Source organism: Nostoc sp. DedSLP03 (assembly GCF_034530815.1).
Classification (GTDB): domain Bacteria; phylum Cyanobacteriota; class Cyanobacteriia; order Cyanobacteriales; family Nostocaceae; genus Nostoc.
In genome coordinates this window covers 1-13438 of sequence record NZ_JAVRCK010000019.1, presented here as the reverse complement: position 1 = coordinate 13438, position 13438 = coordinate 1, and the positions used below count along the sequence as shown (strand labels likewise).

Sequence of the window (13438 nt, the reverse complement as noted above, 5' to 3'; positions counted from 1 at the left end):
ACAATTTTTAATTAGAAGCTGCCTGTTCTGCAACCGAATGAATTATTTCCTCCAGCGTTTGCAGTAACTCTTGCTCGTTATAAGGTTTAGAAAAGTAAGCCCGCGCTCCCAATTGCATAGCTAGTTGTCGATGTTTATTGCTGCTACGAGAAGTCAGCATTGCTACTGGAATATTTTTTGTATCCGCGTCTGAATTTACCTTACCTAAAAAGCCATAACCATCAAGGCGAGGCATTTCAATATCGCAAATTACTGCCTCAACTTTTAATCCACTATGGAGTTTTTCTAAAGCATCTTGACCATCTTTAGCTTGCTCTACTTGGTACCCTCCTTTTTCAAGAGTCAGAGCTAAAAAGCGGCGTACATTAATCGAATCATCTACGATTAGAATTGTACCTTTTTGCTTAATAGATGCTGCTGATATTTTCTCTTCATCAAATATCAGGAATGGTGTTTTTAACCTTGCTGATGGTAATTGAGTACCTCTGGGAGTCCGCTGATTTGTAGCAATCCAATACAGCAACTCATTAACATTAACTAGTGGTACTACTCGACCATCACCGAGAATTGTACAGTTGCTAAAGCCTTCAGGTAAAGGTATATTTCCTTCAACTTGGCGAATCGCAACTTCTTGTTCGCCCCAGCAACGATCTATTTGGATTGCGACTGGCTGATTATTACCTTTGACTATTAACACACTGTTAGTACTAATGGCTGCCGGAATTTCCAACTCTGCGCTATCGTAGCGTAGGCAATTAAACTCTAAATAACGAGTTAAGCGAATCAGTGGCAGCATGGTTCCTTGCCAATTTAAAACTTCGCTACCAGCCATTTCAAAAACTCGCTCGTCTTGGAGTAAAGATATTTCTGAAATCACATCTGTGGGAAATGCTAATAGAATTTTGTTGATTTCTACCAGCAAAACTCGTGCAACGGAAAGTGTAAACGGTACTGATAAGGTGAAGGTAGTACCAACTCCTGGTTCGGTATCAACTTTCACATCTCCTCGAATTAGTTTGAGATTATTGCGAACCACATCCATACCGACACCGCGGCCAGATAATGCTGTGACTTGCTCAGAGGTGGTAAAACCTGGTTCAAAAATTAGTGATAATAGTTCTTCATCACTAGCATTAGCGAGTAAAGAAGCATCCAATCCCATAGTTAGGGCGCGGGTGCGAATTTTCTCTAGAGAAATGCCCCAACCATCATCACGGATGGTGATGATGGTGCGATTACTGCGATGAGTAGCTGTAATTTCAATTAATCCTTGTTCTGGTTTTCCTAAAAGGCGACGCGTGGCAGAGTCTTCGATACCATGATCGAAAGCGTTTCTTAATAGGTGCATTAAAGGTTCGTTTAAAGCTTCTAAAATGCTGCGTTCAATTAAAGTGTTGCCACCTTCGATTTTTAACTGAACATTTTTGCCATACTCGACATTTAAATCGCGTAAAGCTCTCGGAAAACGTTCGATTAAATCAGACAGCGGTCGCATTCGGATGTGATTTAGCTTGGTTTGTAACTGTTTTGATGTTTTGTTTAGTTTACGAGCAATATGGTCTGTATCATCTACACTGAGTTGCACATCTGTTGTGACTTCCTGTACCTGAACAATGGTTTCCATAACTTCCTGCGATCGCAGGTTTAATTCGTTATAGCGATCCATTTCTAAAGCATCAAATTCTGTGTTTGTATTTTGTACTTGGTGGGCATTTTCAGCTGGTAGATGCGTCCCATTAAATATGGTAGCTTGAGTGGAAATCTTATCAGAGACTATACGTAATTCTTGGTTTTCGCGGTCGAGAATTTGAACTCGCTGGTTAAGGTTGCGAACGAGTTTGCGTAATCTTTCTAGTTGTGAGTTTAAGCCATTTCGCTGAACAATCAGTTCGCCAAATAAATCATTAATTTGCTCTAACTGTTTGCTAGGAACTCGGACGCTATTTTCATGAATTTCTCGTTCTTTAGCAACGGCAACTGCCTCTCCTTTACCTTCGCTAAATTTGCCATCTGGAGAATTCTCTTCTTTAGCAAAGATTGTATTATGCTCGGTGACATTGACAGCATTTACATCCTCAGCAAATTCTGCATCTACAAATGTAAAATTGGCTGCAATTGCTTCATCTTTCACCCAGGTTTCTGGAGTTATCTCTGCTTGCCAAACAGCTGTTGACGCTATTTCTGTATCGAGGACATCTGTAGGGAGAAGTTGTGGTATCACTTCTGCTGGTAATAGCGGTAGAGATTGCGAAGTTACCAAGTCAATGGCTGTAGGTAAGTTATCTAGCTGATTTGTCAGCACCAAAGCTTGCGATCGCCGCCATGCTTGCAATGCTAACTGAGCAATTTCGGGAATGCGTTCTCTACTAACAGTTTCCAAATGCTGCGTTACCGACTCACAAAGCTTGCTAAAAGCTTGCAACTGAAGCATTTCTCCCAAACCGCCTAATTCAGCTGCTAGTATCGCAATATTTTCATGCAATCCGGCTTGTTCGCTATCTGCCAATATAGATTCTAGACGTTGCAAACACTCTTCTACTTCTGTGGCAAATAGCAAAGGAATAACGTCTTGCCCGTCCTCTGGGGATAGCATAGTTGAGGCATCTTCTGGGGTGGGGTCGCCCAAGCGATCGTGCAACTCATCGAAGATGGGATAACAAAAAGTTGCTAACCACTGATCTTCGACAACATTCCCTTCTGCAAGCAATTCTACAATTTGACGCAGCCAGTCAACTCCAGATAGCAATAAACTTTGCAACTGAGTATCGATTTCTAAAGAATTTTTTTTAGTTTTTAAAACTTTAAAAGAATCTTCCAAACGGTGAGATAAATCACTTAGCGATTTAAATCCCATCATCCCCGCACCACCTTTAATAGAATGAGTGGCCCGGAGTGCAGCATTGATTTTATCCAAATCGATGCGGTTACTAGTATCAATTTCCAGCAATACCCCTTCTAAGGTATTTAAGTAATCTGTTGCTTCTTCCAGAAACTGCATCTGGATTTCTAATTCTTTGTCTTGTAGCATGGTTTTTGTCCTTAGTCATTGGTCATTGGTCATTGGTCATTGGTCATTAGTCATTAGTCATTAGTCATTAGTAAAAAGACAAAGGACAAATGACAACAGACAAATAACAAAAGTCATTCATCATTCATCACTAGCAAATCGCAAAGGACAAAGGACAAATGACAAATGACAAACATTAACTAACTTTGAAAGCCTCGACAGTCTCTTGCAACTGCTGGGAAATATCCACAGTTTGTTGCAGAGATTCAGAAACTTGGCGAGAAGAATCGCTGCTACGTTGTGATATAGCAGCGATATCTTTCATCAATTGGCTAACACTTTGGGATGTTTCAACCTGAGATGCAGTCGCGGTAGAAATCGACTGCACTAAGGAGTCAATTTGAGAAGATACATCCAAAATTTCACTCAGACTTTGTTTAGCTTCCTCCACAATTCGAGTACCTTCTACGACTTGGGTAGTGCCTATTTCCATTGCTTGCACCACTTCACTGGTTTCTCGTTGGATATTTTCAACAATTTGTTCGATTTCTTGGGTTGCGGCGGCACTCCTAACTGCTAATTCGCCGACTTCTTCAGCAACTACGGCAAAACCTTGACCTTCTTCACCCGCACGTGCTGCTTCAATACCGGCGTTAATGGCAAGCAAGTTGGTTTGAATCGCAATTTGGTTAATCAAGGAAACCACGCGAGAAATTTGTTGCGAAGACTCTCCCAAACGTTTCACTTTCTTAGCAGTTTCACCCACAGTTTCTCGCAAAGAGAGGATATTTTGTACTGTCAAATCCATCGCGTGTCCGCTATTGGTGGCGGTGTGAGCAGCATGGTTAGCAATGAAGGCGGCTTTTTCGGCACTTTCGGCTACGGCTTTCATGGATTGGGTCATTTGGTCAACAGCATCAAGGGTGCGGTTGATTTCGGCAGCTTGGGTTAGCGCTTCTTCTGCTAGGTGGCGGATGGCTCCTTCGTTAGAGCCAATGGCACTATTTACATGGATGGCAGCTTGTTTAACTTGGGTAACAATATCCCGGAGGCTTTCTACAATGGAGTTGAAGAAGTCGGCAACAGTACCAATTTCCCCAGCAGTTACATCTGCACGCACTGTCAAATCGCCTCTGGCTGCACCTTCTACGTCGTTGAGTAGTTGTAAAAGTTGTTGTTGCAGTGTTTCGTCTGACCCACTTATAGTTACATTTCTGACTTTTTCTATCTCTTCTAATAACTTGGCTTGTTCTAAGGCATAGCCGATTTGAGTTGCTATCTGTTGAAACAAGTCAATTTCCGGCTGTTGCCAAACATGAGGAGTTTCGCAATGATGAGCAATTAATAAACCTAAAAGTTTTTCTTGGGCAAGAATCGGTACAATTAAATGACTTTTGACAGCAAATTTTTCCAACAGTTGGATGTAACTGTCGGCATTTTTCAGGCTTTGGTCTTGATGAATATCGGCAACTGCTTGCACTTGTTCATTGCGATCGCTTTCTAGATAATGTTCCTTAAAATAAGGGTCGTCAATTTGCACTCCCAGCATTTTGGGCCAATTATCAGTTCCCGATTCCGCAACGACAACGCCAGTCAAAGTACCTGGATTCAGACTATAAATGATTACCCGGTCTGTTTTGAGGATTCGCTGAATTTCTTTGACTGCTGCGTGATAAATATCTTCAGTTTTAAGAACTTTCCGAATCCGTAGGGTAATATCTGCTAGTAATTTTGTCCCTTCAACGTCTAGTTCTTGCTGCTGTTCTTTAACTAAGACCTGCAATTGTTCGGCCATCAGGTTGATATTTGCACTCAATACCCCTAATTCGTCTTCTCTTTCAATTTCCAGACGGGTATTAAATTTACCTTGACCTAACTTTGCTAATGCCGCAGTTGCATTGAGAATTGGTAGTGTAGTCAGTTTAGCTAACCGAGATGCGATCGCACCTACAATCAATGCTGTCACTGCTGTACCGATGGCTATAGTCCACAACAATTGTCTTTGCGGCTCAAATACAGTTGCGGTATCTGTAGCTAAAAGTACCTGCCAATTTAGATCGGGTAAGCCATCTAAGGTACTAGCTGGTACATAGCTGACTAGTTCTTGTTTTTTGTGAGTTTTCGGAACTTCTATAAAACTATTTACCTTTTTGGCTGCTAACAGTTTAGGTAAATTAGAATACTCTGCCTTGGCCTCTTTCCCCAATAATTCCTTTTGGGGACTCAAGAAAACTGTTCCCGAAGCATCAAGCAAATAGTATTGTTGTCCGTTGGCTGCGTAGTTTTTGGTAACTTCCTCTAAAGATTTTACGGGCATACGTGCTTGTACCACGCCAATAGTTTGGCCCGTTCTTGTCTCTTTCACAGGTGCAGCTAGATAAATACTTACGACACCAGTATTTTTTGCTGCTTCCGGTTGGCTGATGACAGGAGTATCTTTTTGTAAAGCGTCTTGAAAATAGGTGCGGTCTTTTTGATTTTCCAGGGGTTCGCCTGTAGACTGGACAATCAAGTTACCTTGGCGATCGAAAACAGCAATACTGTCATAAGCTTTGTAGGCTTCGACAACCCGATCTAAAACTGCTTGCTTTTCTTGAGTACTAATACTAGCTTGAGAATTTGTCAAAAATAGCAAGTTTGATATTACCTGAATATCACCGTAGCGTCCCAGCATGAAGCGGTTAACTTTATCACTCAATCCAGTGGCTTCGGCTTGTTGAGATTGGGTAATTTGCTTAGTAATAGATTTGTTAGCAAAACCAAAAGCGATCGCACCGATGCCCAAAACTGGTATTGTACCGATTGCGATCGCTAAAATAGTCGCTTTCTTAACCAATCCCAGCCTGGTAAAATAGGCAATCCCCTGATTCCAAGCAGAATTATTAGCACTTTCAGTAGTCAGCTTAGTTGGTAGCTTTACTACAGTTCCAATGGCTTTTTGAGATGAAATCAGCGATGCTCGATTTTGACCGCTATTACCTTGATTCGTGTTAGTTTTATTAAACATAAAAGTAGTTCTCCTAAGTATGTGAATAAGAACACTAAAAATCTTTTTTTAGTAGTACACCCTAATCACTGCGGAGAATAGAAGATTGCACAATCGCCTGTGCATCTAATACCAGTAATATTTCTTCCTGTTGCACAACACACCCACATAAATAAGGAACTAAACTGGATGTCACTTGTCCGATAGGAGAATGAATATCATCAACTATGAACTTCGTTGTACCTTTTATTTCTTGTACAACTAATCCCAACACCAATGATTCCACTTGAATAACGATCGCATTGTATTGTCGCAGTCGATAGTCTAGGGATTCTAAATTGAGCATTCTTGGTAAATCAACTACCCAAATTATCCGACTCCGCCAATTCATTAATCCTAATATGCAGGATGGCATATTCGGTATTGACGTAATCGATTCAACAGGGACAAGAATTGCTTCTTGCGTATGCTTCATTGATAAAACAGCAGTAGTTTGTTGATTTAGCTGAAACTTCAGATAACTATCTGCTAAATTCTTCGGGATTGGTTTTGAAGAAAGAGTAATGTTTGTACTAGTCATTGATTCAAATTACCATTGATTTAATAGTACGTAGGAGATGATCGCGGGTGTAAGGTTTAGTTATATAGGCATCTGCACCTTGTCTCATCGCCCACAAACGATCAATTTCTTGATTTTTGGAACTACAAACCACAATCGGCACTTTTGCAGTAATTGGATTTCTTCTCAGAGAACGACACAATTCAAATCCACTCATTTCTGGCATTACTACATCAGTAACGATCGCATCTGGTTTTTCTAACACAGCTTTTTCTAAACCCTCTTTTGCACCACTTGCTTTAATTACGTTGTAACCACTCTCTTTAAGATAATGGCTCATTAATTCCAATTCACTGGGAGAATCTTCTACAATCAAAATTGTGCCAAGCAAAGTCAGGCTCACTATCAAATCTCCTAAAAAAATAAATTAAACATATTTTGTTATTTTTATTTGCCTTATTTCAATCAACCAAGATGCTTAAAAACCATTTTTAGCAATTCTGATTGTGTAAAAGGCTTAGTCAAATATCCTGACGATCTGACCATTTTAGCTTTTGCTCTGTCGATAAACCCTGTTCTACCAGTCACCATAACAATCGGTGTATTTTTAAAAGCTGAATGTTTACGTAATAAGGAACATAGCTCATAGCCATCCAAACTTGGCATTTCAACATCTAGCAAAATCAGATCGGGCTTACTCCGGAGAATTTGCATTAAAGCTTTTACCGGATCGTTGATCGTTACAACTGAAAATGTGTTTTCATCTAAAAAGTGTTTGATAGAATTCAAAACAGTTTGGCTATCATCAATGCAGGCAATTGTATATAGTTTTTTGCCAACAGATGACTGAGGAGTTTTATTATTTTCCGGAATCTCAAAATTGATTGGAATTGGCAAGTTTTGCCCAATCTTTATTTGCAACTGTGGCTGAACTTGAGACGATTGTGTTGTAGAAAAAACTTGAGAACTCCCACCAGCCGGAATTGATGACTGAATATTTTGCCGATTTCGTAACTGTTTTTGACAGTGTTCAACAAGCAACCTTAAATCCAGCTGACAGAACTTTGGTAGTTCATCCAAAGAGCTTTCTGGACTGAATTCATAGCTACCTTCTTTTAAACATAGAAATGATTCCATTACTTCTTTTGCTAATTCGTCTATCAGGCTTCCTGCTTGCACAGAGGTAATATAGTCCTGATTTACTAACCAACAAATAGCTTGGTAATCTGCATTTGGTATTGATTGATGTTCATTTTTCGTCTCAAACATCAGCCGCATCTGTACGCGAGTGGCGCTGTTGAGAGCAGGAATTTGCTGACTCAAGCGCCGTAAGTGACTGTCAAGGCGCTCAAAGAGTTTATCTGAATAGGAGGCATAAGTAAGTTTACCGTCCTCTAGATAGATTGACCAAGAAACTATCCCGGTAAATACGCTTAAGCAACCCGTAGCACGCCGACTTGTTAATTGTGCCAACAGAGATAGCGGATGTAGTTTCTGGAACAACCTGTAGCTACCTATAGGAGTTGTGCTCATTTTGCTTTTACTTCAGCTAAAATTCGATACGTGTAAGCTAAATTCGTGTAAAGTTATTCCACAATCAAAATCAAGTAAAAAGCATTAAACTTTTGGATTTTAAAGTACATCAGTTTACATCTAGGTTTGTGGTGAAACTCAACGAGAGTAGCGTTAATTTTAGATGAGCAAATCTTAGTAAATTCGTAAATTGTGATTAATCTACTTAGTGTTACTGAGATTTATCAACATCTTTCGAGAAATAAGACATAAAAATGTCAAGACTAGATGAAGCCACTTTCCATTGAGTAACCCCAATCTGACCACAGGAATAATACTGATTTTATTAATGGCGATCTCTTTGAGCTTCTGTATTTACACTTAGTTAAAATTTATTTTTTAAACAAGTAAGGACTGAATGAAGCCACTTTGCATCGAGCAACTTCAAGTTGACCACAGTAATAACACTTATTTATTGAAAGCAATAAATGTATTTTTTGTTAGTTGTATTTAATAACTTAGGTGAAACAGAATGCAAAACTTATTTTTTGCAGAGTGTTTTACCGCCGAGAATAGGTACTGAAAGTTCTCAGAATGGTACGTTATGTCCCTAACACATCCTACCTACGAAAATTGTAGGTTATTAAATTCATTAGGACTTATGCACTTTGACACGTTTACTATCATTTGGAGAACAGACTTATTGAGTTAAAAGTCTTTCCCTGTCTTGTTCACAGGCGCATTTTACCACAAACAAATTTTCAAATATCCTCTTGTATTTGAAGCTATGCTGGCAAAACATATTTTTATTTAAGCGATATTTAAATAGGCTGGTAACTATTCTTGAACTTTTAACTCAAGTATAAGTACCAGCCTAGATAAGGCAATTTAATTTATCAAAAGTGCGGATGAAAGGACTTGAACCTTCACTCCTTTCGGAACTAGAACCTAAATCTAGCGCGTCTGCCAATTCCGCCACATCCGCATCAGTTTAGTATCATACCATAAGAAATTATTTTTGGGAATAAGGAATGGGGAAGAAGCAGGGGAGGCAGGGATAGATTAAAAATAAATTCTTATCGGGGGCAATGGAAAGAATAAAAAATTACATCTTTCCCCTCTGCTCCCTGCTTTCTACCCCTCTGCCTCTTCTCCATGCCCAATTACATAATTGCAACACGAGGCAGACGATGCTTGAATCCACAGAGAATTTCCCAAGAAATAGTGTTTAATTGTTTTGCCCAGTCATCCGCTGAAATTTGTTCTTTTCCCTGTTCTCCTAATAAGGTGACTATTTCTCCTTCTTGAATATTGGGTATGGCACTTACATCCAGCATCAACTGATCCATTGTAATTGTCCCAATTTGTGACACGCGCTGACCGCGAATTAATGCCTGCATTTTGTTGGAAAGACTGCGAGGAACACCGTCAGCATAGCCAATTCCCACAACAGCAAGGCGAAGTTCGCGCGGGGCAATAAATTTATGACCATAGCTAACAGCTGTTCCTGCGGCAATTGTTTTAACTTGGGTAACTCTTGCCTTAAGTTGCAAAACAGGCTTGAGATCGATCGCATTTTGTAAATGCGGTGCTGGATAGAGTCCGTAAACAGCTAAACCTACACGCACCATATCGTAGTGCAATGCTGGATTTGTAAGTGTGGCGGCTGAGTTTGCCAAGTGCAAGCAAGGCGGTTCAATTCCCATTGTTTTGATTTGAGCGATCGCATCCTCAAATCGTTTATGCTGTTCTTCCATTGCCGTGGTATCGGGATCGTCTGCTGTCGCTAAATGAGAATAAATGCTGGCAATAGATAGATGTGGTAAGCGCTGCACTAATTGCACAAATTCGCCTGCTTGCCGCCAATCAGTCCCCAATCTAGACATTCCCGTGTCTAATTTAATATGTACGGGCACTGGAGAACCATGATTCATCGATTCTAAGGTATCAGAAAATACTAAAGCTTGTTTAGGGCTACAGAGTGTAGGCTGAAGTTTCCATTGGGCGATCGCATGAATCTGCTCGAGTGTATGAGTTGCCCCTAAAATCAAAATGGGCGCTTGAATCCCGCCTTCTCGCAATTGAATAGCTTCTGGAACTGTAGCCACTCCTAAGCAACTAGCTCCTGATTGGATGGCAATTTGAGCGACTGTTACCGCTCCATGTCCATAAGCATCAGCTTTTACTACTGCCATCAACTGAGTACGCGGCGATAAAAACTGCACCAGTTGCTTTACATTGGACGACAACGCCTCTAAATCAATTTCAACCCAAGCTCGTTGCGAAAACCACGCGTAGGTATCGCACTGCTGATTAGGAACTATACCAGGGATTTGTTTGCGACTTAACATTTGTACTGACTCCTATCCCGCCACGGCTAAACTTGCAAATTATCTATCTATACACGCTCCTAAAAGCGAGATCAGATTAAATAGGAAGTTTAACCTTCAGATTGGAATTGATACAAGATGTTACGGTGCTAAAGTAAAAGTTATGAGTTATGAGTTATGAGTTATGAGTTAGAAGTAAATCTTACAGGTCAACTTTTCACTTTGTTCTTGTCTACGAGACGCTGCGCGATTGCGTCAGTCTAAGTAATAATTTTAATTAAGTAATAAATTTGACTTTACAACTCCTAACTCCTCACTCCTCACTCCTAACTTTTTACTCATAACTTAATTTTCAAATTCTTCCGAAAGTATAATTTCTTCTCATCTCCCTAGCAGGGTGTATTTGTGTTAATATATTGTAAAACTCATACCCTGAGCGCAAATAATGGGGAAGGTTTTAGTCTTAAACGCCTCTTACGAACCTCTCAATATAACGAGTTGGCGTCGTGCTGTAGTTCTTTTAATCAAGGGCAAAGCAGAACGCGTGGAACACAACGGTAAATTTCTGTACACGGATTTCCCGTTGCCGACCGTGATCCGGTTGCGTCATTATGTACGCGTTCCTTATAAAGAAATCCCTCTAACTCGCCGAAATATATTGCACCGTGATGGTCATGCCTGTCAATACTGTGGTTACACAGGGGATGAATTGACACTAGACCATGTAATACCGCGATCGCGCGGCGGAGGCGATACTTGGGAGAATATTGTTACCGCTTGTGTCCGTTGTAATGTCAAAAAAGGCAGTCGGACTCCCCACGAAGCTCACATGCCTTTGCGTCATCCCCCGCGCCAACCTTATAGCAGTCTCTATTTCGAGGTCAGCAAACATCTTAAGAGTGGACTGCATACAGAGTGGCAAAAATATGTTATAGGTCTTTGAGCAAAAAACAGAGGAGCAAAGGAAAAAGAAGAAATACCTCTTTCTTTGGGAGATAACCAATTGGTGGCTATGTGGCTTGCAACAAAGGCGATTGCATCAAATATCAAGCTTTTAAATTTGTTGTATGTATATAGAGTTTCCTTTTTGCTCTTTACTCCCCCTGTCTTTTGCTTTTTCCATTGGACTTTAGTCTTTGGACTTTAGTCTAAATTTGCAAAATCTTCAAAGGAGATACAAAAATAATTGTTAATTGCTCAATAGTCACAATAATGAGAATATTAAGCATAAGAATATTTCAAATATCAAGGACTAATTCTCAAGTATAAGATAGTAAGTCTACCCTAAGTTAGATACAAATCTCGCTGATTGAATTTACGAAAGAGAACAAAACTCCTAAAACATTATGCTGCCAGATACAGCCCAATATCCTAAACTTCTTTGCTGTATGCCCTTTAGTGGAAGTTAGTTGATTGTTGAGCGCTGTTACTGACAAGAAATATACTTAGATGTATAGTGCAATGTCTTGAGATTTTTGCGAAGATCGTAATTAATGTGGCTAAATTCAGGTAATTGCTGCTCGTAGTATTTCTGAATTAAAGGAGCCTCACACTTAAAAAAAGTTCCCTATGTACTTTAATTCTCCCGTTACTCAGTTTGAGAGTTTGTCGTTGACCACAGAGCCAAACCCAGAGGAACCTGAAATCGAGAAAGCGCCAGTGGAAGTTGCATTTAAAAGTCCGTCATTACCGCCATCGGTAGGTGATGGAGCGATATATCTCAGTCAGCGTAGTAATTCTCTGGCACAACAAAAGTCAGAAGAACTGCAAAAAACCCTTTTGGCACACCGACACGATCGCCAACTGGTAATTCTGCAAGATTTTCCTGACCCTGATGCCCTTTCTTGCGCCTGGGCTTATCAGTTAATCGCCCAGCAATATGATATCAAGTGTGAAATCATTTATGCTGGTGCATTGAGCCATCAAGAAAATATTGCCTTGGTAAGGCTGACTAATTTACCTATCCAACGCTGGACAACCCAAACCTTGAAAACAAAAGATTTGTCATCTTATCAAGGTTTTGTATTAATTGACAACCAGGGAACCACTTCACAACTACTGTCAACGGTGCAGCAGGCTGGAATTCCTTTAGTGGTACTCGTCGATCATCACAGCATCCAAGGCGATCTGCAATCAGAGTTTGAGGATATCCGTCCTTATGTAAGAGCAACGGCAACAATTTTTACTCAATACCTCCAAACAGGATTATTGGCATTAGATAGCAGCATAAATCAACACGTCAAATGTGCTACTGCCTTGATGCATGGCTTGCGATCGGATACAGATCGGCTAATGCAAGCGCAAGAAGAAGATTTTATGGCAGCGGCGTATTTAAGCCGATTTTATGACGCTCAACTGTTGAATGCTATTTTACAGGCGAACCGTTCCAAGCGGGTAATGGATGTGATCGAGCGATCGCTAAAAAACCGCATCGTCCAAAATAACTTTTCCATTGCTGGTGTTGGCTATTTACGCTACGAAGACCGTGACGCCATCCCCCAAGCGGCTGATTTTCTGGTTACCGAAGAAAACGTCCACACCGCCGTAGTTTACGGCATTGTTCACGATGAAGACGAAGAACTGGAAATAGTCATCGGCTCCCTGAGAACTAGCAAACTTACCCTTGACCCCGATGAATTCATCAAAGAAGCTTTTGGGCAAGATAGCACAGGGCGCTTTTTCGGCGGTGGAAGAACAAGCGCAGGTGGCTTTGAAATCCCGATGGGCTTCTTATCTGGCAGTAACGAAAATTCCGCCTATGCGAAAATGAAATGGGAAGTATTCGACGCTCAAATTAAGCAAAAACTGCTGAGGTTAGTTAACCCCAGAGACAACCCGATTCAATCGGAGTAGAGAGATTTCAAGGAGACGCGGAGAACTCCTAACTAATACAGCAGTTAAAGTGTTTGTTCAGATAGTATCCCTTCCCGATTTTTGATAAAAGTCGGGAATTTGGGTTTTATGACGAAGGCTGAACTAGGTTATTTACACTAGGGCGTGTCATCAATTGAGCCAAATGACAGAAGCAGCCAGATAAATTGCAC

The 13438-nt window shown here is 40.5% G+C and carries 8 protein-coding genes and 1 tRNA gene; 2 read left to right on the top strand and 7 right to left on the bottom strand.

Annotated elements, in window-relative coordinates; translation table 11 throughout:
- Positions 1 to 7: 7 nt before the first annotated feature.
- The 7 genes from RM368_RS11540 to alr all read right to left on the bottom strand — a co-directional run bounded on the left by RM368_RS11540 (position 8) and on the right by alr (position 10415).
- The gene (locus tag RM368_RS11540) at positions 8 to 3028 is read right to left on the bottom strand and encodes a hybrid sensor histidine kinase/response regulator (protein ID WP_322694194.1); all 3021 of its coding nucleotides are present in this window, start codon (positions 3026 to 3028) and stop codon (positions 8 to 10) included.
- 175 nt (positions 3029 to 3203) lie between these two features.
- On the bottom strand, positions 3204 to 6014 hold the full coding sequence (locus RM368_RS11535; RefSeq protein WP_322694193.1) for a methyl-accepting chemotaxis protein: 2811 nt from the start codon (positions 6012 to 6014) through the stop codon (positions 3204 to 3206).
- 61 nt (positions 6015 to 6075) lie between these two features.
- Positions 6076 to 6573: a chemotaxis protein CheW gene (locus tag RM368_RS11530; RefSeq protein ID WP_322694192.1), complete on the bottom strand. Its 498-nt coding sequence runs from the start codon at positions 6571 to 6573 to the stop codon at positions 6076 to 6078.
- 4 nt (positions 6574 to 6577) lie between these two features.
- Positions 6578 to 6955: a response regulator gene (locus RM368_RS11525; protein WP_322694191.1), complete on the bottom strand. Its 378-nt coding sequence runs from the start codon at positions 6953 to 6955 to the stop codon at positions 6578 to 6580.
- Between the two features lie 62 nt (positions 6956 to 7017).
- The gene (locus tag RM368_RS11520; protein ID WP_322694190.1) at positions 7018 to 8085 is read right to left on the bottom strand and encodes a response regulator; all 1068 of its coding nucleotides are present in this window, start codon (positions 8083 to 8085) and stop codon (positions 7018 to 7020) included.
- Between the two features lie 882 nt (positions 8086 to 8967).
- Positions 8968 to 9049: transfer RNA gene (locus RM368_RS11515), tRNA-Leu, on the bottom strand.
- 178 nt (positions 9050 to 9227) lie between these two features.
- Positions 9228 to 10415 (bottom strand): alanine racemase, encoded by a 1188-nt coding sequence (gene alr / locus RM368_RS11510; protein ID WP_322694189.1) that lies wholly within the window; start codon positions 10413 to 10415, stop codon positions 9228 to 9230.
- Between the two features lie 424 nt (positions 10416 to 10839).
- Between alr and RM368_RS11505 the strand changes: the two genes are divergently transcribed.
- Positions 10840 to 11337, top strand: a complete 498-nt coding sequence (locus RM368_RS11505; protein ID WP_094349059.1) for an HNH endonuclease — start codon at positions 10840 to 10842, stop codon at positions 11335 to 11337.
- Between the two features lie 626 nt (positions 11338 to 11963).
- A complete protein-coding gene (locus tag RM368_RS11500) occupies positions 11964 to 13247 on the top strand; it encodes a bifunctional oligoribonuclease/PAP phosphatase NrnA (RefSeq protein WP_322694188.1) in 1284 nt (427 codons plus the stop codon).
- Positions 13248 to 13438 lie beyond the last annotated feature (191 nt).